Raw genomic sequence first — 21,205 nt, 5'->3', positions numbered from 1 at the left:
GCTTATCGGACGTCTCGACACTACTGGTGGGAGGAGCGGGTCCCGCGGATTCGGGGCTCGCGCGTCCGGGCCAGGCGAGCGTGATGGGCCTACCTATCCTAAACGGAACTGGTCCCCCCAGCGTACGGTACGCAGCGCCGCGATCGGAGGGCTTTCACGCCGCCCCCCTCGGCGTGGTCCTCCCACACGGGCTCGGCCCCCTCCGGGGTTCCTCTGAGGAACTGGACCGCGGCCGCCTGAAAGAGCCCGAACCAGAGCCAGGTGTAGCGGTAGAGGTTGTGGTCGCTATATCCCTTGAACAGTAGGAGGCCCACGGACATTAGAATGCTCATTGACAGGCCGGCGAGGAACTGGGAATCGGGCGATGGCCGATGACGAGCGAGCCGCCGGGCCTCCATCGCGTTGAGGGCAAAGCCGGCGATGATGCTCAGTAGGCCCAGGGCGCCGAGGGTCCCGGTCTCCCCAAGCACCTGACCGTACAGGTTGTGTGACTGCATCCCGAGGCCTGTCGCCGCCCCGTGCGCCCCGGGCCCCACTCCAAGCACAGGACTTCCTTGCCACAGCGCGATGCCGTCGTACAGCCCCGTCAATCTCCCCTCCGCCGACTCCTGGGCATTCTTCGGGCCGACGCTCGGGTCGAAGATCGAACGGAATCGGTCTTTGAGATTATCCGGCAGCACGCTCCAACTCAGCGGGACCGCGGCCGCTACCAGGAACAGCACCTTCCAGTTCCCCAGTAGCCTCCTGAAGCACAAGGCGCCGAAGCAGATCAGGCCGGCGAGCCCGGATCGCGATCCCGTCAGGAGGATGCAGGCCACCGATAGGCCCATGTAATAGAGGATCAGGAGGCGTCGTCGCGTGGAGGCCTCCGGCCAGAACGGGAGGGAGAGCGGCAGGGAGTAGAGGATCGTGGCGGCGAAGGTGTTGGGGTCATTGAACGTTTCGTCGACACCGATCATGCGCGGGATGCCCATCCGATAGACGTGGCGGCCACGATGGAACTCCAGCAGCGAGTGGCTCATATAGAGGCCGAGGATGACGAGATATCCCGTCGTCAAGAGCCTGAGGTCCCGCTCGCTATGTATACTTGTGAGGGCCAGCACGAAAAAGACGAAGAGCTTGGGATATTCCTCGAACGTCCTGCTGCTGGTCAGGTAGTTCTGGTAGGGGCTGGCGACGTAGGCGAGGACGAAGGTGATGCCGAAGAAGAAGAAGGCAGGTATCAACCGGTTGTTGATCCAGGTCTTCCCAGGGGAACCGATAAGCCAGTACGCCGCAGTGAAGATGAGATAGATCCGCTCGATGTGCCAAGAACCCATCCAGCTCCAGATTTCAAACGGCCGGTGGACAAACAGCCACATGTAGCCGATCAACAGATAGATCATCGTCAGCCGTGTTCCAATCTCGGCCCCGTTACGCCGAGGTGCTGACGGCCGCCCGTGGGTCTCCCCGGCAGGCGGCCCGTCAATGTTTCAGAGTCGCGCGAGCCATCCGCTTGCCCAGACGGAGGGGAACATCAACGACATTGAAAGGTGAGGCCAGGAGGGTGGTCAGCAGCCCCTGCGGCAGGGCTCGATTCCTCAGGATGAGGATCTTGTCCCACCAGGAGACCCAGGGGTTATGCAGTGCCGTCCCGGTGATCTCCCGAATCTTCCGCGTGGTCACGTTCCGCCAATCATAGGCCATTCGGGGATAGATCGAGTCGCCATCATAGCCGCATTCGCCGGCCTTGCCAATGAGCCGCGAGTCGTCGATGATCAGAGTGTCCTTCTGCTCACGCCGGCAGATTAGCTCCAGTTCCCGCAACAGTGGGACCTCCTCGGACCCCATGGCGGTGGTCCCGCCTGAATAGTGGGCGTCGAGGAAGAAGACCGCCGGCTCCCCGATGGTCGGAAGCAGCGTGCGAAGCACCTCAACGCTGTCGCCGAAGTGGCAGGTCACGTTGGGGTAGGAGGCCAGCTTCTCCTTCGAGAACGAGTGCCACTGCTCGCTCAACTCGATGGTGTGGACCTCGCTGAATAGCGAGGCGAATCGCACGGTGCTCTCTCCCCGATAAGTACCAGTCTCAATGCAGATCCTGGGCACCCGCGCGCCGGAGAGGCGAGTGATGGCCGAGGACACCCCCATAACGGGATCCGAGATCGACCCTCCCATGAAACTTGCTCTCCTCTTTTGGAATGGCCTGAAAATGATTCATGATGCCGATGCCTTGGGGCAACACCGCCCCGCCAGCTTCGTCGGCCGTAACGGGCGTGGTCATTCTGGGCTCTCCAGGGCGTCGATCAGGATGACCGCCCCTTGAACCTCCGTGCCCAGCGCCGCCGGAGCAGCCGGAGCCTCTCGCCGGATTCCTTGACGAACATGCGAGGTTCGTGCAACAACAAATAGATGGCGAAGCCAATCATTTGCAGTATTGTATAGTTGCCGGGATAACTTTGAAGGAACCGGGAGAGGTGTTGGACCCTTGTCTCGCGGAAGGCGATTTTGTGCCACGGGAACTTGCGGCTACCTTGCAGGAAGACCCGGCCGTCGTACCCCGAGAAGAGGTAGGTAATGCTCTCCAGGTCGGTCCAGAGGGCCTCGGGGCGGTTGTCCTCGATCTCGAAGAGTGGGAAGTCCTCGGCCCGGACGAAGAACGCGTTGAACCGCGACGCCGAGACCAGTTCGTAGCCTTTTTCCTTGCCCAGCTCGACCAGCGAGAGCAAGCTCGCGCCCTGGTTGACGCGCGGGTCGGCTGGCTGGACGAAGCGAAGCTGCGGGGGGATCGTCGGGTTGAACTCGATGCACACCGCCTTCGGCCGGTAGGCCGACATCCCCCGCCAGATGTGGTAGTCGTTTCCATCGATGTCGATCGACAGGAAATCGAAATCGGGCGGGATTGGGGTCGAGGCCAGGACTCGGTCGAGGTCATTGTCCTTCTCGAAGCCGATAAACGTATTGATGGCGATGGTGTTCGGGTCACTGGCGCAGTTCCTCTGCAGAGCGCGGAACCGCTCCACGCTCCCCTCGATCAGGACGGCTGAGTAGCCCCGGTTGCGGATGAGGTTGCGGGTGTTGGACAACTCGACGCCGTCCCAGGCACCAAACTCGACGCACCAGCCGTCGTTCTGCGGCAGCAACTCAAGGATCTTCTGGACGATGCCGTCCTCCCCGGCCTGGGAATAGACGTTGCGCTGGTGTTCCTTCAGCCAGGCGGCGGGCTTGATCGTGGCCATGGGCCTCTCCTGTCTCCTCTTCGGCCTGGCGCGGCCGGTCACTTGCCGAACAGGGCCAGCCGCGTCCGAGAGGCGAGGGTGCCCCGCCGCTTCCAGACCTGCGAGGCGAGCCTACCGATTCGTTCCGGGGCCTCGATTGCCTTGGTGTGGATTGGCGCCCGCGCGTCTCCACGTTGGAGGACGCGGAGAAGGCCCTTGACCGCCCTGTCCTCACTCCGGTAAAGCGGCACGTAGGCCTCGGGAAACCAGTCGGGCTTGCAGGCGGATCCCCGATAAGCCTCGACGTCCGGATTGAAGATCTTCACGAAGGCAGAAAGCTGCGACATGCTCTTCAGGACGTACCGGCAGTGCGACAGGGTCAGGCTGTCGAGGATGGCGTCCTTGGCGAGGGCCTGCTTGTCGGTGCACTTCTGGTCGTTCCACAGCGGCCGCCCGTCTTGGGAGCGGGCCTGCTGATAGAACCGGACCCGCGGGAACCCGCACATGGCCTCGATGAATCGCGTGTCGTCAGACGCGACGAACACCGAGGTGACATCCGGATGGACTCGGAGGAAGTCCTCCACAATGCAGAGGAATTGATAGCGGGAGGTCGGGTTTGTCTGGAATCGGTCTACGTTCTTATCTGTACCCCGATAGTGGATCCCCAGAACCGTCTCGCCCTCGAGGTTCTCCCGCTGGAAGGCGTACAGGCGCTCGTAGATGTCGTCCGTGAAGCGAAAGTAGGTGTTCCAGAGTCGGTTGGCCGCCCGGTAGTTATGCCGGAACTGATGTTTATGAAAGAAATTCAGTTTTTCGAACGACTGAATTTCGCCTCCCGGCTCGGGATCGTAGTTGGTCCGGATGATACCGGGAAAGATGTTTGCGGTCTCAGGGTCGCCGTAGTTGCGGGATCGGATACGCCATTCTGGCTTCCATCCTCGCGACTCGATGTAGGGCAGGACCTCTAGCATCCAGATAAAGATCTGGCCGAAAAGCCCTTCGGTCAGGTAGTCGCTTTCGATAATCATGCCAAGCCTCGTGAATCGATCTCTTCTTCAGAAGAACTCCCGGCCGGCCATCCTCGATCTTCGGCGATCTGCCCGGAGCTTAGGCCGCATGGTCGCCGTGGCGGGGCTCCCGGTCGTGCGGCCGTTCGGAGCCGAGTCTCCCAGATTTCTCCCAACCGCTGGGCCAGCGGGTCCCAGGAGTAGCTCTCCAGGATTCTGTCGCGTCCCGATCGTGCCAGCTCATTGGCCAGGCGGGGATCACGGATGCAGCGCACGATGGCCGCGGCCATCTCCGCGGGGTCGTCAGCCCGGATATAGTCCCGGCCGTCGACCAGGTCCAGTCCCTCGCTGCCGACACTGGTCGAAACGACCGGGCAGCGGCAGGCCAGTGCCTCGAGGATCTTCAGCCGGGACCCGCCTCCTATGCGGAGTGGGACAGCCAGGAGTCCGCATCCCTGGAGGAAGGGGCGGACGTCGGGCACGCTCGGATAGAGGGTGGCATTCGATGCCCGGGCAACCTCTGCGGCGAGCCATGGGGGGGGGTCGCGGCCGACGACTTGGAGCCGGGCATCGGGCTCCTCGGCGAGCACGCGTGGCAGTACTTCCCTGAGCAGGACTTGGACGGCGTCGAGGTTGGGGCGCCAGAAAAGAGCGCCGACGTACAAGATAGCCTTTGAGTCCCGCGGAGTGGTTCCTGGGAGATAGTGGTCGATGTCGACCCCGTTGCTAACCACCTCGACCTCGGACCTCCCGTAGAGCTCGTGGGCTAGCCGGGCGTCGGGCTCGCTCACGACGATGACTTCGCCCGCTTCGTTGAAGATCACGCGCTCGAAGTCCAGGTACTTGCGGAACTGTCGGCCTATGTACCATTTCTTCAAGGGGTTGGTTTCCGTCTCGTAATATCTCCGCCAGATCTGGGACTCGATGTTGTGGGCCATCACGACCCAGGGCGAGTGGACCCGGCCCCTCAAGCTCTGGGCGTAGGGAGTCCATTCCACCTGCCAGAGGTTGATGCGGCTCTCGATCTCCATCCGGCGCACGGCCGTCTGCATCTGGGCAGTGCTGTGACGCTGGACTGAGTACGGCAGCGGAGACAACAGGTTAGCCGCCAGACGTCCGTAAAACAGTGGTCCCCCATTGACGGCCACGGAGCACTCGACGACCACGGGCTCGATCCCGTGATCGCGGAGGAAGACCTCGGCGTCGCGGGTCTGTTCGGGCCCGAGTCCCTGGTGACCGATGAAGACAATGCGAAAGCGATCCGCCAGGCGACGCACCAGATTCAACGTGCGGATCCGCTTGCCCGAGTCGGGAGGGTAAGGAAGTTCTTCATCGAGGATCGCGATGCCCGGCCTGCGGTTGGTCGACATTCTCGTTCGCTCTCGGTAAGCGTGGCCGGCTCTATGCCTCGTCGTCGTGGCGGGAGCCGAGGGGCATCGTCAAGCCGACGAAACGTCGCGGAAGAGCCTCTCGAACCGGCCGACCGAGGCCGCTCGGGAGAAGCGGGACTGGACGTGCTCTCGCCCGGCCGCAGCCAGTTCCGCCGCCCTCCGGGGGTTGTCGAGCAAACCGGACAGGGCTTCGGCGAGCAATTCGGGCGACTCCGGTGTGACGAGCCAGGCATGGACCCCTTGCGACGCAACGCTCGGTACGCCGCCGACGTTCGCCGCCACGATAGGACGACCGGCTGCCATGTACTCGAGCAGAGCATTGGGCATCCCTTCGGCGCGGGAGCTGAGGACGGCGACGTCCAGCTCGGCAAGGAACATCGGAATGTCATCGACTCGGCCGTGAAGCTGAAGGCGGTCTACGAGCCCCAGTCCCTTGATAGAGTCCTGCAATTCGGGACGTTGGGGGCCCTCGCCCGCCACGTGGAACGTCACGTCCGGGGCTTTCGCGGCAACGATGGCTGCGGCCTGGATGAACAGATCGACCCCCTTGACCGGCCGGAGGTTGGCCACCATTCCTACGCGACGAGGCCGGGACCGGTCACGCTTCGGACTCACCGGCGAGATGTGCGCGAACCGCTCGATGTCGACCCCATTCTCGATCACTACTACGGAATCGGGGTCCGGCCGCTCGTCGGCCAGGATGGCCTCTCGAGCTGCCTCACAATTGCAGACCGTAACGGTCACCCATCGATTGAGGATCTGCCCCAGTAGGCGGTGCGTCGCGGTCATCCAATGGTTGATATTGTTACGGGTCCGCAGGATGGACCTCACGCCGGCCAAGCGGCCGGCGAGGGTCCCAAAGTAGGTGCTATCCGGGAAGTAGACCTGGAGGACATCGATCCGCTCCCGCCTCAGGAAGCGGCAGAATGCTAGCAGCTTGCCGAGGGAGCCGAGGCAGAGAAGTCGCTTCACGCCCAATCGCGTTACGGGGCAGCCGGCCGGCTCGAGAGCCCGGGACGCCTCTTCCTCCCCGTCGAGTAGCGCCAGGTAGGGTTGTATTAGCGAGCGATCGAGGTTGCGGATCAGTGCCAGGAGCTGTGTCTCGGTGCCACCCATCATGAGGCGATCGATCAGGAAACAGACACGGATGGGCTGACTTGAATTCGCCATATTATGCAATGACATGGAATTACGTGGAGCTGTCATCAAATCGCCCTCGGCGTCCGCTGATGCTCTTGTCATCGGACAGAGACGGCTTCCGTTCACCGATTGTGCGACTCCACCAGCTCCTCGTAGACGGCCTCGAGTCTCTGCTGCCTCTTTTGAAAGGAAAGCTCCGTCTCGACACGCGATCGGGCTGCCCGGACCCTGGCCTCCGTCGCCTCCGGTTCGTCGAGTACCTTCGCGATAGCGTCGGCCATTGCTACTGGATCTCTGGGTGGCAGAATGATCCCGTGAACCCCGTCCTCCACAATCTCAGCGGTTCCCCCCACGGCCGTGGCGACCACGGGAACCTCCATCGCCATGGCTTCGAGCACCACGTTCGATGTCCCCTCGTAGTCGGAGGACTGCACACAAACGTTGATCGCTTGGAAGAACTCGATTACGTTGGCACAATGGCCGAGGAGCCGGCATGACCCATTCAGGCCCAGGCTGTCCGCCTGTGATTCCAATTCAGATCGACAGCTTCCCTCACCGGCTATGAGAAGTCTGAGCCCGGGCCGAACCGGTCTGAGTAGCGCAAATGCCTGCAATAGCAGGTCAAATCTCTTTTGAGGCTCGAGACGACCTACGGCACCGATCACGACCTCGTCGGATTTCAGTCCGTAGCCGGATCGAACCGCTTCGATTCGAGTCGGATCTTGTCGGTATATTTGATGATCAATGCCATTGACTATCGTACGAATCCGGTCGGGGGCAGTGCCATGTTTGATCAATATGTCTCGGATTTGTCCTGATACGGCAATAGCGATAGGATACCGCGTGAGGAGGAGGAGGTCCAAGGGATAATAAAAGCAGCGTTCCCGTCGGCTGTGTCCGGTCCAGCCGTGGGCCGTCGCGACCAGTATCACTTGCGAACTGCGGGCAAGCCAGAGCCCGAGGAAGTCCGTCTTGTAGTCATGGACATGGACGATGTCGATCTGTCGTGCCCGGACCAGGTCTTGAAGTTCCTTGAACGCGCGTACGTCCAGTGGGCCGCGTTGTCGGATCTCGCAGTAATCCAAGCAGAGTTCCTCGGCCCGTCCCCGGATTGATTGATCTGCGTCTTGCTGATGGCGAAGGTAGCAAACGGTGATAGCGAAACGTGAAGGATCGGATCGAGCTGCACCGTGCAAGATCGTTTTCTCTGGGCCGCCACCGGGCCCATCGGCGCAACGGAGTTCCAAGACTCGGATCGGTTCGGTCACTACAGGACTCCTATTGAGCGGGTTCTTTTGCTCAGTCCTGGACAACCCGCTTGCCGGATTTTCTATCGTGGTACTGCTCCTCGATCCACGCGTAAGTCTTGGTTATCCCGGTACGTAAGGGCGTGCTGGGCTCCCAGTTCAAGACGCTCTTTATGAACGTGTTGTCGCTGTTCCGCCCGGCGACGCCGCGGGGGGCATCGAGCTTGTACCGACGGGTCAGCTTCACGCCGCCGATGTCCTCGACCAGGCTAACCAGGTCGTTGATCGAGATTATGTCCTGGGTACCGAGGTTGATCGGAGTCGCGATCAGCCGGTTGCAATGTGTGATATGGTCGATCCCGACGACGCAGTCCTCGACAAAACAGAAGCTCCGCGTCTGCGTACCATCGCCCCAGATCTCGATCTCGGTCTTGCCTGTGTCCTTGGCCTCGATGACCTTGCGGCAGATCGCCGCCGGCACCTTCTCTCGGCCGCCGAACCACGTCCCATTCGGCCCGTAGACGTTATGGAACCGGGCAATGTGCGTCTTAAGGCCCCGCTCGGCCCAGTACTCCTCACAGAACATCTCGGCGAACAGCTTCTCCCAGCCATATCCGCGCTCGGCCATCGCCGGGTATGCGTCCGACTCCTTCAGTGCCCGGACATTGGGGTCCTTCTGGAGTTCAGTGTTGTAGACGCAGGCCGTCGAGGCGTAGAAATAGCGGCGAACCCCGGCTCGCCAGGCGGCGTCGATCAGGTGCGTGTTGATCAGGCTGCTACGCAGACACTCTATGCGGAACTGCTCGATGAAGCCCATGCCCCCCATGTCGGCGGCCAGGTTGTAGACCTCCGTGGCACCCTCGGCGGCCCGGGTGGCGTTCGCCTTCTCGCCCAGGTCCATCGACAGGCATTCCACGCCCGGCACTCGCTGGAACCAATCCGGCAGCGGCTTGCGGTCGACTGCTCGGATTCTGCTGAAGCCCTTGTCGTGGAAGTAGCGGGTTAAGGCACCGCCGATGAAGCCCCCCGCTCCGGCGATGACGATCAAGTCATCCAGGGCGAGGTCCCGTTCGATCGTGTTCGGAGATGATACCGCCATCATGGAGCCTCTCTTGTCGTAAAGACGCGCCCCTCTTCGGCAAAGCGCGGGTGTCAATCCGGGGAGCCCAGCGACTACCCTGGCGGGACGATCAGCCGACAGCCGGCCACAAATTCGGCAAGCGCCCCCCACCCCGCCCCGGCGTGGACGGTCGAGAACACCAGGGGGAGCCAGCCCAGCAGCCGCGGCTCGCGTCGTTGCGCGGCGATCACGGCTGAGGTCGCCAGGACGGCGAGGAGATAGACGGCGATCGTACCGCCGTAGATCCACCATAGGGGGGGCCAGGTCATTGCCAGCAGCGGGCCGACGGATAGTCCCATCAACCAGGCGGCCGGGATGAGGCCGCCGGGTGAAAAGGTCTCGGGGTGCTTTCGTAACAGCCGGACTCGGCCGCGACCGTAGCGGGACATCTGACGGAACAGGCCCAGTAGGCTGGACCGGGGGAAGTAACGCACCTGGGCCGTCGGCGTGAAGAAGCAGCGAACGCCCGCCCGGTCTAATCGGTGGTTCAGCTCGACGTCCTCGCAGGCATCGAATCGCTCGTCGAACGCGCCCACGCGGTCGAAGACCTCGCGGCGATACGCCACGGCCACGCTCTGGGCCGGGACGAACTGCTCCTCGGTCGAATAGATGAACGAGTCGGGATGATGGCCCAGCCAGCTCGATCGGGCGGCGGCGATGGCCCGCTGGAGTGGGGTTGCTCCCGTGACGTCAAGGGGCTGGGGACGGCCGATGCAGTCGGCACCACTCCGGGCGAAGGCGTCGGCCAGGTCGCGAAGATAGCGGCGGCCCTCCAGTTCGCAGTGGCCGTCCACGACGACGATCAACTCGCCCCGGGCCTCGCGGATCCCGATGTTCCGTGCGGCGCTGGAGAGGCGACGAGGGTTCTCGAGAACCCTGAGATTCGAATGCCTGCTCGCGAGAGACTCTGCGATCGAGCGCGTGGCGTCGGTCGACCCGCCGTCGATGACCAGGACTTCAAAGCGGTCCGTCCGGTAATCCTGCCCGGCCAGTTGCTGGATGGTCCGGGCGATGAATGGGGCCTCGTTTCGAACCGGCACGACGACGGTGATGAACGGAACCTCCAGTCGTTCCGCCCTCGAGTCCGGAGGAATAGGCTCGAACTCGACTCCCTGAACCGACTGTGTGCATGATCCGAGCACGTCGTCTGAGCCCTCGATGAGGCGAATCCTCGACCTCGAGACGATCGGGATTCCGGTCAGGCCTGAGAAGGGTCCAAATGGCACGATACGGCCTTGAGAATCTGATCAGGCCCGGGTGCGTTCCGATGCCATTCCCGGGCAGACTCCGTCCCCGTGGGTTGCAGTTACACCCTTCTCGCCGTCATACCGGACCAGCGGGCGGTTCGCATCGAGCCCGCTTTCTCTCAATGAGACCTCGAAAGTCTCAACCGAGAAGAGCCGCTACGAGGAAAACCGCAATCCCTGGCCATGATGGTATTGTGCACGCAAGACGAACGCAATGCGATCCTGGTCTCATGTTTTCATCGTCTTGATGACGGGAGGCGACTGAGGGAGGCATCGTGTGTGATTTTCACCATTTCGTGCCCGATGGCTCATCTCAGGGCAGCCGATTCGTCTCGCGGACATGAGCTTCGAGGCGGTTGAGGCTCGAAGCGGCTCCGGGATCGTCGGGTTTGAGCCGCAAGGTCTCTCGATAGTGCGCGATCGCCTCTCGCGTGTTCCCTCGCCGCTCCTCTGCCAGGCCGAGGTTGCGGTGGATCGCCGGGTCCTTCGGGCTGAGCTGAGCGGCTCGCTGGAGCTTTTGCACGGCAACATCATGTCGGCCCAGGAGGGCGTTCGCGACGCCCAGGCGATTCAGGATCGAGGGCGAGTTCGGCTCGGTCCGTTCGGCGGCGGCCAGATGTTCAAGTGCCTCGCCGGGATGTCCTCCGTCCAGGAGGAGGGCGCCCAGTCCCTCCTCGGCGCAGGGGGCGCCGGGCTTTCGCATCAACGCCTGGCGGTAGAAGTCGGTGGCCTTGTCCACGGCCCCAAGCTCGCCGCTCAACTGGCCCGCCCGGCAATAGCCATCGAGGTCACCGCCGCTGAGCGTGAGGCCCTCCGTCACCCGTTTCAGGGCCTGCTCGAGCTGGCCGAGCCCCTGGAGTAGCCCGGAAAGGGCGTAGAGCTCATGTGCGTAACGCGGGCCATCGATGGCCCCCTCGATGGATCGCCCCACCTCCTCGATCGCCGATGGCCCCCACTTCGTGGAGGATTGGAGGAGTCCCTGTCCCTTGAGGGCGTCAAGCAGTTCGAGTGCCATGAGCCGCGAGCCGGGGAGCTTGAAGTGGACATGATCGTAGAAGAGGTCGTCACCGGGGATCCCGTCGGCGGCGGCCCGGGCGGCGATCGCCTCGAAATCGAGGATCGGGACGCCGAGATCTTTCGCCACCCGGCGGATGATCTCGGTGGTCTCGGTGAGGGATCGGAATGGGCAGATATCCTCTTCACGGGCCTCGAGAAAGGCGGCGCTGGCCTCGTCACGCCGGTCGAGGGCGAGCAGGGCTTGCCCGCGCCGGAAGCTCATGTCGGCGTGGCGAGCGTCGATGGAACGCGCGGCGTCCAGGGCGGTCAGGGCCTCGGCATGTTTCCCGGCACGGAGGAGGTCACGGCCGCGCTGATAGGCCTCGTGGAATGCTCGCAGGCGGTCGGGAGCCAGGCCAGGCTCATTCTCGCTCTTGAACGGGGCGAAGTCGCGGAGGTTGGAGGCGGGAGTGACGAGGATGACCCGAGCTTTCACGCTTCGGGCGAGATCCACCATCGTCCTCAGGCCCGACTCGAAGTGGTCGAGCACCTGACGGCGGAAAACGGGGTCGCGGTGGTAGGCCTCGGGGCCCACCGCGTAGACCGGGACCCGCCTGACTTCCTCGGTGAGCCCGGTTGAGCGGTCGAGCTGGGGCGGGTTGAGCAATCCGACCGCTTCCAGGGAGCGCTCGGCCACCGCGCCAATCCGGGTCTGGCTGATCAGGCCGGCGGCCTCGCGGATCAGGCGCGGGGTCCTGAGGACGTCGGCGTACGTGCGTCGTTCGAGGAACTCGTTGTGGCCGACATCGATGACGAACAGGTCGGGCTCATACTGGGCAAGCTCGGCCATCAGGCCCTTGATGCGGTAACTGGCGTAGCTGATCGCGCCGGCGTTGATGACTTCCCAGCGGAACGTGGGGTCGGCCTTCGCCAGGCACTGGCGGAGCCAGCCGGGGTAGGACGTGAGGTCGAAGAACGGTCGGCCGTAGGTTGTCGACCCGCCCAGGCAGACGATCCGGTACGTTCCCGGGCTCTTGTGGCGTGCAAAGAGCTGAGGATTGAGCGTTTCGCTCTTGCTCGGCACGACCGAGACGACCTCGACGTCCTCCTCGGTCTTGATCTGAAAATGAGGCGATCTCGGGGTGAATCCCGCGAAGGGATCGTTGCGAAGATAGGCCGGCCTGACCCCGCAGGCCCAGAGGGCAAACTCCAGGATCGCGAGGGACCCGGACACGGCGACCGTCGCGAACGCGAGCTTCTTCCAACGGGAGAGTTGAGCCGGGGCTGCTGGCGGATCGGCGGGCGAGGGAGTGGCCTGGATGGACTCCTGAGAGGGACTGGGAGTGGGCTTTCGTCGGGGAGGAATCCTGTTGCCACCTCGTCCCATGGGCTCGTCATCCTTGAATGTCGGTCAAGGGAGCAGGATGTCGTCACGAAGTGAGGGTGATCCTCCGCGACGGTGTCTCCACGTCCATGCTTCCCAGACGCGTGAAGATCCGCGAATCAAACAGTCATGGCCCTCATCCCTGATGGGGGCGAGGGCCATGACTGAACTTCCTCTTGAGCGAATCGATCCCGTCGCCCTGGTCAGATGGAAAGGGGGAGGCCACGGCTGTGGGCTCAGGAGATTGTGCGCCGACGCAGCCCGTAACCGAGCACGGCACATGCACTCAAAGCGGCGATGGCGAAGGTGCTGGGCTCGGGAACGGCGACGGCCGCCAGGAGCGTCTGGCCGGCCTTCTTGACATAGTATCCGTCGTCATCGGCCTTCTTGTTGCCGGGTTCGTAGGTGACGCCCTGCCGGAACACAATCCCACGAGCCATCTGGACGTTTCCATCGCCCCATGATGCGGTCAGGAGGAAGTTGGCCTGGGCCGTGGCGTCCTGCGTGACGTCGTACCGGTTCTTCGGGTCCGTGCCGAGCTTGTTATTCAGGCCGTACCCGGAATCCACCTCGAAGCCACTCGTCCCGTTGCTGAACGAGAGGACGTTTCCCTTGGCGGTCGTGCCGGCATCGTAGAGGATATCCCAGACGGCGAGCTGGGTCGCCGCGTTGACCACGGCCGAGCTGGTGATGCCTTGCGACATCAGCAGGCTCTCGGCGTTTGAAACGATCCAGGCTGCACGCTGGAGGACCTCAGTGGCACCTCCCTGGACGTAACCCACTCCATTTGGACCGGTCTCCGCGGTGGGGACGGACTCGATCGCCGTATTGGAATCGTCACTCGCCGTCAGCCGGCCCGAGAGCTCGATGCAAAACGTCTTGAAAGTCTGACCGATGTAGATTTGATCGTTCGTATAAGTGGTTTTTCCGACGGTCCAACTGTATCCGCCGGTCGTCCGGGTCGAGAACGCCTCGGCTGCCACGCTTGTACTCTGTAAGTCCTTGCCGGAACTTGTCTTGAGGTAGATTGGATTGCCCTTTCTGTCCAGACCGGTGACGACCGTGATCTTGCCGGTCAGGCCAGTCCCGATTGTCGTCTGGGTCTCGTTGTTGATTGGGTCCGCCGAGGCGGCCGACGCTCCGTGGATGATGACTGCCATGCTCGAGGCAGCCAGGAGCAAGCACCGCATGAGGAGCCTTTCCTGAAAGACGGAATGGGACTGGGCTGAAGGGAAGGGCGACCTTGGGGGCCCGTCGAACGTGGCCAGGGCGAATCAGGGTTTCGCTCTCGTCAGGCTCATCGTTACGCCCAGGGGGGCCTTCCCGCCGGCGAGGTCATGATCCGAAGAACCAGCCGGCGCAGTCCTCGCCCTCTTTCGAAAGCGAGGAGCGTGGCCGGCCACCAGTCGGACGGGTTCAGTCCCGTCGTCATCTGGTCAGGTTTTCCGGGAGCCCAGGGAAGCGGGCTCAGGAGATCTTGCGCCGCTTCAGGCCGTAGCCGAGCATGCCCAGGGCGCCCACGCCGGCGATGGCAAAGGTGCTGGGCTCGGGGACGGCGGCCATGATCGTCTGACCATTGGCAGCACTACTGTATTGGCCGGTGGTGTGGTTGTACGTGATGCCCTGGCGGAACACGATTCCTTCACCGAGCTTGACGTCCCCGGAGTTCCAGGACGCTAGCAGAAGGGCATTTGCCTGGGTAACCGCGCTCGCTGAGCCCTCGGTGAACCCGGAATTCACCTTGAAACCAGTCGAACCATTGCCGAAGTTCGACACGTCGCCCTGTGCGAGTGTGCCGGCATCGTAGATGATATCCCACACGGCGAGCTGGGTTGCAGCGGCAACGATGTTGGCGCTGTACCCAGAAAGCAGGCTCCCGGCATTGTAGATGACCCAGGCGGCCCGCTGGAGGATCACATCGGCTCCGCCTTGAACATAGCCATACCCGTTCGGAGGAGCCGCAGCGGGTGGGACGGTCTCGATCGCCGTATTGGAGTCACCGACCAGCCCGCCCGTAAGCTCGATGCAAAAGGTCCTGAAGTTCTGCCCAACGAGGATCTGAGAGTCCCCGCCATAGCCTCCGGTCGTATGGGTCGAGAACGCTAAGGCGGACACCCCGCCGTTGTAGAGGACGGTGTTGTCGCTCGCGATGCCCGTGATGCTGCCGGACAAGCCTGGGCTGCCTGAAGTCGAGGTATTGGTTACATTGTTGACCGGATCCGCCGAGGCGATCGACGAGCTGAACAGGACGACTGCCACACTCATGGCAGCCAGACGTAAGCGTGTCATGGAATCACTCTCCTCAGAAGAAGGGAAAGGAACCGGATCAGAATCGTGATCGGGTCGCCCGGGCAAACGTCTGCCGGGCATCGAATCGGGAGACAGCCTTACGCGGACTCCGGGGCCTCCTTGGGTTTCGATCCTGCGGGCCGATCGGCCCGACGGAGTCGCGAACGAGCCGGCAGGGGCCGGACACATCCATGGCGTTCTCGCACCTCTCCGAGCATCCTGGATCTCATTCGGTCTTCGGTGAAAGGAGAAGAAAGGATTGGATGACAAGATATCGGAAAGGTGCGCATCCATCAAGTGATTGCCGAGGACCCGCTCGAGGATCCTCCGGCGAGAGACGGTCGAGGACGACCGGGTCTCCGCGGTGACCGTACAAGTTGGCGCGGGCAGGTCGCGTCAGGGCCCCTGCACGTCGCTCTCCAGCAGGCGAAAGGTCTCCTTTTCCAGGGGGTCCACGGTTTCACGGGTCAGGCTCAGTTGTCGCGCCGTTTCAAAGGCCTTGCGCGCCTCCTGAGCGTTCCTGGATTGTCGATGCGCCTGAGCCAGGTGGAAGGAAAGGCTCGGGTATCGTGGGTTCACGGCCAGGGCGGCTTTCAGGTCCTTCAGGGCCGGCTCCGGCTGCTCCATCTGGAGATAGACCGCGGCCCGGGTGTCCAGGAGGGGAACCACGTCGCCCGCCGCCTCGATCGCGGTGTTGATCAGGCCCAGGGCGTCCTGGGGCTTCTTCGAATGCAGGGCGAGCAGCCAGGCGAGGTTGTTGAGCGCCGCGATGTTCTTCGGCTCCCGGGCGAGGACGTCCCGATAGGTCGCTTCGGCCTCGTCGAATCGCCCTCCCAGGCTGAAGAGCTGGGCCAGGTTGACCTGCAGCCTCGGCTCGCCCGGCTTTCGCTTCAGGGCCTCCTGGATTCCCGTTTCAATCTTGCGGCGGAGGGCGTCGCTCGCCTGCCGGCTCGAGGCGACGGTCATGCAGGCGTCGCCAGCGGCCTCGGGAGGGCAGGTCTTCCAGGCCTGGTCGCAGAGGGGCAGGGCCTCTTCAAGGCGATTTCGGCGGGCCAGGAATCCGATGAGGGGGAGTATCCGGGTCGGCTCATCGGGTTTCTCGGCCACGAATCGCCGCAGGGTCGACTCCGATTCGTCGAGGATCCCGAGCCGTTCCAGCAGGTCGGCCACTGCGAGGGCCTGGTCGGGGTGTGATCCGCTGAACGTTCGGATCAGTGACTGGGCGTCGCTGGCGCGATCGCGGGCCTTGAGCACCCGGGCCTCGAGCTCGATCGCGGCAAGATTGTCGGGGAGCAGGGGCTTCAGTTCCCTGAGCCACTTCTCCGCGGCGGCCAGGTCGCCCTGCTCGAGGAGGATGCTCACCAGGTAAACGAGATAGCGAGGCTCCCGGGATCGCTCCAGGATCTTGAGGAGCCTGGCCTGGCATTTCGCCCAGTCGCGTTCGGCGCCGTGGAGCATCGCCAGGGTGAATTGTTCATTGAGCCCAAGGAGATGATTCCGGTCCAGGGCTTCCAGCGCACGGATCGCCTCTTCGCGGCGCCCCGGCCGCATGGAGAGGAGGATCGCGCGGGCGGTCTGGTCCTTGAAGCTGAACGGGTCGGCCCTCAGGTTCTGGTCGATCAGGCCGAGGGCCTGGTCGATCTGGGGAATACCTCCGGAAGACATGCCGACGAGGCCCTGAACCCGCCGCGCCCAGGTGATGTTGGCCTCGGGCGACTTCGTTGCGGGGTCGAGGATCCGGGCCATGACCTCCCTGGCCTTCTCCATGTCCATGATCTTGACGTAGAACTCGCCCGCCCGGCGAAGCGTGGTGGCATCGTCGGGCCGGAGCGCGAGAGCCGCCTTGAAGCTGTCGGCCGCGTTCTGGTCGTCGTCGGCCATGGCCTGGCAGACTGCGAGCGTGAGGGGCCGATCCTTGGCGGGCAGGGCGAGTTTGGCCTTCTCCAGGAGCGGTGCGACTTCCGACTTGCGGCCGGCCTTCAGGAGCAGCTCCACGAAGGTGGTCCAGTTCTCGGGGTTCTGTGGGGCCAGTTCCAGGGCCCGACTAAGCGGCTTCTCCGCCTCGGAGGTTCGCTGCGCGAACAGGAGAATGCGGCCCAGGAAAAGCAGCTCGAAGGGGCTGCGAGAATTCTCGGAGAAGATCTGGCGAGCCAGGGCGACGCCCTGGTCGAGCTCTCCGCGGCGGAGCGCGTTGAGCGCCCCGATGACCGCGAGCTCCCCCGGCATGACGCCGCGGTCGGCCAGCGTTCGGCCCAGGGCGTCGATCTGATCGAACTGCTGGGTCTGATAGAGGAGCGCGGTCAGCCGCTGGATCAGGTTGGACTGGACATTCCCGAGCCCCACGGCGCGCTGGTAGTGGAGGGCGGCCTTGTCGGGCTGATTCCGGAGCTCGGCGACCTGGGCCTCGATCACGGGGGCGCCCCACCAGTTGGGACGACGCTTGGCGATCTCGGCCACGAGGTTCTCGACATCGGCCGTGATCCGAGGGTCCGGGTTCCCGCTCGATCCCTGGCCGACCCGGGCCTGGCCCAGGAGCAAGATCGCCCGGCAATATCTCCAGGTCGTCCCCTCTTCACCCTCGAGCTTGCGGACTTGCTCGAGCAGGCTCGTGGCTTCGGAGACGTCGTTCGCCTCCTGGGCCAGGTCGAAGAGCGCCAGGCGTGTCCTGACGCTGGCGGGCTGGATGGCCGCGAGTTCGCGGAGGTGCTGGCGGGCGAGTTCGGGCTGGCCCACACGTAATTCCGTCCCCGCCAGTCGTTCCAGGAAGGCCGGTTGGTCGGAGTCTGGGAGCTTCTTCCCGGCCTCCGCCATCTGCGCGACGGCAGGCCGGGCGTCCGGGCCGCGCTGGGCCAGGGCGTCGAGCCGCGCCAGGAGGATTTCCAGTCCCGGCCCGAGTTCCTTCTCGGCCGCGTCGATCCGGCTCATGGCTGCGTCGGGCTTGCCGCGCTGTTCGTCGAGCCGCGCCAGAGCCAGACGATACCGCGTGTTCTTCGGATCGCGCTCCAGGGCGGACGTGAGTCGTGAGGAAGCCTCGTCCGGCTTGCCCTCGGCCAGGAGCAGGTCGGCACGAAGGAGCGTGTTCGCCTCGATCGCGGCCGGCCGGGCCTTCTCGGCCTGCTGCATGGCGGCTTCCGCCGCGGTCCAGTCCCGGCGGTCGCGGGGCTGGCGGAGCGTCTGCTGGATCAGGAGTCGAACGACTTCGGCCTGCAAATCCGGCCGGCGGTCGGCCAGCGGACGGAGCACGGCCAGCGCCTGATCGACCTTGCCCGATCGGACCAGGGCCTGGGCCAGGTTCTGCCGCGCGGCGTCGGAGGCCCCTCCGGCCTCGGAGGCCTGCTGGAGCGCCTGGAGTTGCTCGTCGTCCCGTCCGACCTGGCGGTAGCACTGGGCCAGCATCAGGTGGAGCTGTTCCATCACGGCCGGATCTTCCTTCAGGAGGACCCGCGCTCGCTGGATTTCGACGATCGCCTTCTCCCACTGCTGTTGCCGGACCAGGACCTGGCAATCGAGATAGCGGGCGTAGGTGTCCCCCAGGCCGCGTGACCGCAGCATGGCGATCCATTCGGCGGCATTCCCGTCGCCCTCGATCTTGCCCTGAAGGATCAGGGCCTCGGTCAGGAAGATGGCCAGGGTGGATGAGGGGGTCACCTTGTAAGCCTGCCGCAGGATCGCCTCGGCCTGATCGGGACGCTGGTCCCGGATCTCGGCCCTGGCGAGGCCGATGGCGAACGCCGGTTTGCCAGGTTCGACCGCGTTCCCCCGGCTCCAGTAGGAGCGGGCGGCCTTGAAATCGCCCTTCTCCTCGCTGGCGATGGCGGCTGCCAGCAGGACTTCCGGATCCTGGGGCGCACGCGCGAGGGCCTGCTCGATGTCCTTCGGATCGGCGGGGGGCTGGAACTCGCTCCTGAACCTCCAGGCGAGGACCAGAGCCCGGGCCGATTCGGGGTTCCTGGCTCGCATCTCGCCGATGATCTCGGCACCGGTCTCCGGTTGCCGAAGATTCCCGGCCTTGAGCCGGGCCAGGCTGTAGTAGGCCGATGCGCGCTCCGGATCGTCCTTGATGGACTGGCGGAAGAGCGACTCCGCCTCTTCGAACCGGGTCCCTCCCACGGCGCACTGACCGAGCAGTTCCCCCAGCTCCGCCTTGTCCCTGGGCTTCTCCGCGGTGCCCGCTCGGCTCAAGAGCTTCTTGAGATGACGTTCGGCGTCGCTGTACCGGACCAGCTCCATCGCCAGATCGGCGCAACGCCGTTCGAGCGCCTCGTCGTCGGGATTGAACTGGAGGGCTCGCTCATGAACCAGGAAAACCTGCTCCTTGGCGCCGACCTCCCGATCCTTCTCGTCGAGGATCCGCGCGTACCATTTCCAGGTCTCGGCGTCCTCGCGGTTCAGGCTGAGGTACTGGACCAGACAGTCGGCGGCCTTCGGCAGGTCCCTGGCCTCCTCGGCAAGGCGGGCGCGATTGAGCAGGTTGGCCACCTGTCGGCGCACCTGCCAGGAGTGCACGAAGTAGGTCGTGACCCCGAGGATGGCCGCGATCGCCAGCAGGCTGAGCAGGAAGGGGAGGTTGAGCTTTCTCATGATGATCTGGCCTGGAGCTTGTGAGCCCATCTTGGGCCCCGCGACGAGCACGAGGTCTTGCGGCGGAATTCTCGGCCGACGGGGAACGATCAGCCCGCGTAGTAGGGCGTCACCTGGGAGTCATCGAGGTGACTTCGGCACTCGTCCAGAGTCGCGGCAGGTTGCAGCTCGTCTGTCGGGAAGCCGAAGAGGCCCGCGATCCTGGATTCGGGGACGTGCACGACATGCAAGGGGGTGGCCAGGAAAATTCGGAAGTCCATCCAGGGGCCCACTTCCCTGAGGTAATGAAGGTCGAGTTCGAGCTTGCGGCTGACGCTGTCAAGATCAGTGTCGGGAGGCTGGAGAACCTGGGCCAGTCCGGTGAGTCCGGGGCGGACTTCCAGGCGCTGACGGTAGTCCGGCAGGGACTTCTCGAGCTTGGCGATGATCTCGGGACGCTCCGGGCGAGGCCCGATCAGGCTCATCTCGCCCCTCACGACGTTGAAGAGCTGGGGCAGCTCATCCAGGTGGCTCCAGCGCAGGAATCTACCGACGGGAGTGACCCGCGGATCGCCCGGCAACGACCAGACGGCGCCGGTGTCCCGCTCGCAGTTCTGATACATGGTCCGGATCTTATAGATCGTGATCAGCCGGCCCCGCAATCCCAGCCTCTTCTGGGAATAGATCGCCGGGCCTCGGGAGGTCAACCTGACGAGGATCAGGGAAACAAAGATGACGGGACACGCGACGATCAGGAGCAATAGCGCCAGGCAGAAATCGGCCTTCGGCTTAACCTGCTGGTAGCTGAGGCCAGTCATTGAGCGCGGGCTCCTGGCGATCATTGGGGGCTCAATAGGCCCTTCGATATCGAGTGGATGCATGGTGGAAGACTCCTGAGATATCACTTGGCGGAGCTCAATCAATGGGAGGCGGAGGAGGGAACTGCGGCAGGCGAGGCCTGCGAGGGCCCTTCGTGGGCGAACAGGGTCGCGTCCAGCGTCTGAAGGAACTGACGGAGGAACTCCTGGCAGGGGTCCTCGCCGGGATCGACCTCAATCCCAGAGGTCTCCCGAATGACGTACAGCTTGTGAAGCACCGGGGCGGACGCGAACGACCAGCGGGCGTTCTCGGGGGCGGACCAGCCCCGGGAGTCGTTCCAGCTCCAGAAGATCCGCAATGACGAGGGTTGGACTCCGCCTCGACGCGCGATCGCGGTTCGAAAGGTCGCTGTCGCCGGCGGCGTGCCGTAGGCGACGGTGGAGTTCGCCTGGGGCCCGAGGGTATATCCAGCTCCCGGGTAGCAGGCATCGGGCGTGTGGGTCGCGATGTCGCCGGGCAGTCCGCAGATCAGGAGCACGGAGATCGACTGACCGAGCCGGGGATTGCGGTAGACCCGGGTCAGATGGCCTTCCGCGCCGGCCATGGTTCGGGTCTGCTCATCCATCGTCGTAGACGTCGCGGTCCATTCGCCCAGGGTGAGTGGGACGCGATCGACCTTGGCGGCCTGAACGGCCAGCGCGGATGAGACCTTCCAGCGGTTGGTCCATCTCCCGTGGACGACACCCGCCACGAGGATCAGGGCGAGTGCGGTGGTGATGCGGATCGCGGCCAGCATGGTCGGAACGCCTCG

At 64.0% G+C, this 21,205-nt stretch carries 16 protein-coding genes; all 16 read right to left on the bottom strand.

All coding sequences use genetic code 11. The features are described from left to right. Positions 1–98 precede the first annotated feature (98 nt). The 16 genes from G6O54_RS25490 to G6O54_RS25415 all read right to left on the bottom strand — a co-directional run bounded on the left by G6O54_RS25490 (position 99) and on the right by G6O54_RS25415 (position 21,190). Positions 99–1,385 (bottom strand): O-antigen ligase family protein, encoded by a 1,287-nt coding sequence (locus G6O54_RS25490; RefSeq protein ID WP_165229483.1) that lies wholly within the window; start codon positions 1,383–1,385, stop codon positions 99–101. A gap of 79 nt (positions 1,386–1,464) precedes the next feature. Continuing rightward, a complete protein-coding gene (locus G6O54_RS25485) occupies positions 1,465–2,037 on the bottom strand; it encodes a hypothetical protein (RefSeq protein WP_165229480.1) in 573 nt (190 codons plus the stop codon). A gap of 28 nt (positions 2,038–2,065) precedes the next feature. Further along, positions 2,066–2,260, bottom strand: a complete 195-nt coding sequence (locus G6O54_RS25480) for a hypothetical protein (protein WP_165229477.1) — start codon at positions 2,258–2,260, stop codon at positions 2,066–2,068. Positions 2,261–2,282: 22 nt separating this feature from the next. Next, a complete protein-coding gene (locus G6O54_RS25475; protein ID WP_165229474.1) occupies positions 2,283–3,215 on the bottom strand; it encodes a class I SAM-dependent methyltransferase in 933 nt (310 codons plus the stop codon). 38 nt (positions 3,216–3,253) lie between these two features. After that, complete coding sequence (locus tag G6O54_RS25470) at positions 3,254–4,222, bottom strand: O-fucosyltransferase family protein (RefSeq protein ID WP_165229471.1); 969 nt, start codon at positions 4,220–4,222, stop codon at positions 3,254–3,256. Then, positions 4,219–5,478, bottom strand: coding sequence for a glycosyltransferase family 4 protein (locus G6O54_RS25465; RefSeq protein ID WP_250847081.1), 1,260 nt, complete (start codon positions 5,476–5,478; stop codon positions 4,219–4,221). Before G6O54_RS25465 ends, G6O54_RS25470 begins: the two co-directional genes overlap by 4 nt. A 162-nt stretch (positions 5,479–5,640) precedes the next feature. Beyond that, complete coding sequence (locus G6O54_RS25460; protein WP_165229465.1) at positions 5,641–6,711, bottom strand: glycosyltransferase; 1,071 nt, start codon at positions 6,709–6,711, stop codon at positions 5,641–5,643. Positions 6,712–6,854: 143 nt separating this feature from the next. Then, positions 6,855–8,000 carry a glycosyltransferase gene (locus G6O54_RS25455; protein ID WP_250847079.1) on the bottom strand — a complete coding sequence of 382 codons (1,146 nt, stop codon included), beginning with the start codon at positions 7,998–8,000 and terminating at the stop codon, positions 6,855–6,857. A gap of 31 nt (positions 8,001–8,031) precedes the next feature. Beyond that, on the bottom strand, positions 8,032–9,081 hold the full coding sequence (locus G6O54_RS25450; protein WP_205679036.1) for an NAD-dependent epimerase/dehydratase family protein: 1,050 nt from the start codon (positions 9,079–9,081) through the stop codon (positions 8,032–8,034). A 71-nt stretch (positions 9,082–9,152) separates the two neighbouring features. Continuing rightward, a complete protein-coding gene (locus G6O54_RS25445) occupies positions 9,153–10,241 on the bottom strand; it encodes a glycosyltransferase family 2 protein (protein WP_165229459.1) in 1,089 nt (362 codons plus the stop codon). 418 nt (positions 10,242–10,659) lie between these two features. Beyond that, positions 10,660–12,576, bottom strand: a complete 1,917-nt coding sequence (locus G6O54_RS25440; protein WP_165229456.1) for a tetratricopeptide repeat protein — start codon at positions 12,574–12,576, stop codon at positions 10,660–10,662. A 386-nt stretch (positions 12,577–12,962) separates the two neighbouring features. Beyond that, positions 12,963–13,916, bottom strand: coding sequence for a PEP-CTERM sorting domain-containing protein (locus tag G6O54_RS25435; protein ID WP_165229453.1), 954 nt, complete (start codon positions 13,914–13,916; stop codon positions 12,963–12,965). 277 nt (positions 13,917–14,193) lie between these two features. After that, positions 14,194–15,015: a PEP-CTERM sorting domain-containing protein gene (locus G6O54_RS25430; protein ID WP_165229450.1), complete on the bottom strand. Its 822-nt coding sequence runs from the start codon at positions 15,013–15,015 to the stop codon at positions 14,194–14,196. A 396-nt stretch (positions 15,016–15,411) separates the two neighbouring features. Continuing rightward, on the bottom strand, positions 15,412–19,596 hold the full coding sequence (locus tag G6O54_RS25425) for a tetratricopeptide repeat protein (protein WP_165229447.1): 4,185 nt from the start codon (positions 19,594–19,596) through the stop codon (positions 15,412–15,414). Between the two features lie 89 nt (positions 19,597–19,685). Continuing rightward, entirely contained in the window at positions 19,686–20,393 is a 708-nt protein-coding gene (locus G6O54_RS25420; RefSeq protein ID WP_250847078.1) for a sugar transferase, read from the bottom strand. 101 nt (positions 20,394–20,494) lie between these two features. Next, positions 20,495–21,190, bottom strand: a complete 696-nt coding sequence (locus G6O54_RS25415; RefSeq protein ID WP_165229441.1) for an exosortase-associated EpsI family protein — start codon at positions 21,188–21,190, stop codon at positions 20,495–20,497. Positions 21,191–21,205: the final 15 nt, after the last annotated feature.

This window comes from Aquisphaera insulae (assembly GCF_011064615.1).
GTDB classification, from domain to species: Bacteria; Planctomycetota; Planctomycetia; order Isosphaerales; family Isosphaeraceae; genus Aquisphaera; species Aquisphaera insulae.
This window is presented reverse-complemented; position numbering and strand designations above follow the sequence as displayed.

Bases quoted from the DNA above. Each gene is read 5' to 3' on its own strand.
- G6O54_RS25490 (WP_165229483.1), bottom strand. From the start codon at position 1,385: ATGATCTATCTGTTGATCGGCTACATGTGGCTGTTTGTCCACCGGCCG.
- G6O54_RS25480 (WP_165229477.1), bottom strand. From the start codon at position 2,260: ATGACCACGCCCGTTACGGCCGACGAAGCTGGCGGGGCGGTGTTGCCC.
- G6O54_RS25475 (WP_165229474.1), bottom strand. From the start codon at position 3,215: ATGGCCACGATCAAGCCCGCCGCCTGGCTGAAGGAACACCAGCGCAAC.
- G6O54_RS25470 (WP_165229471.1), bottom strand. From the start codon at position 4,222: ATGATTATCGAAAGCGACTACCTGACCGAAGGGCTTTTCGGCCAGATC.
- G6O54_RS25460 (WP_165229465.1), bottom strand. From the start codon at position 6,711: ATGATGGGTGGCACCGAGACACAGCTCCTGGCACTGATCCGCAACCTC.
- G6O54_RS25450 (WP_205679036.1), bottom strand. From the start codon at position 9,081: ATGATGGCGGTATCATCTCCGAACACGATCGAACGGGACCTCGCCCTG.
- G6O54_RS25435 (WP_165229453.1), bottom strand. From the start codon at position 13,916: ATGCGGTGCTTGCTCCTGGCTGCCTCGAGCATGGCAGTCATCATCCAC.
- G6O54_RS25430 (WP_165229450.1), bottom strand. From the start codon at position 15,015: ATGACACGCTTACGTCTGGCTGCCATGAGTGTGGCAGTCGTCCTGTTC.
- G6O54_RS25425 (WP_165229447.1), bottom strand. From the start codon at position 19,596: ATGAGAAAGCTCAACCTCCCCTTCCTGCTCAGCCTGCTGGCGATCGCG.
- G6O54_RS25420 (WP_250847078.1), bottom strand. From the start codon at position 20,393: ATGACTGGCCTCAGCTACCAGCAGGTTAAGCCGAAGGCCGATTTCTGC.
- G6O54_RS25415 (WP_165229441.1), bottom strand. From the start codon at position 21,190: ATGCTGGCCGCGATCCGCATCACCACCGCACTCGCCCTGATCCTCGTG.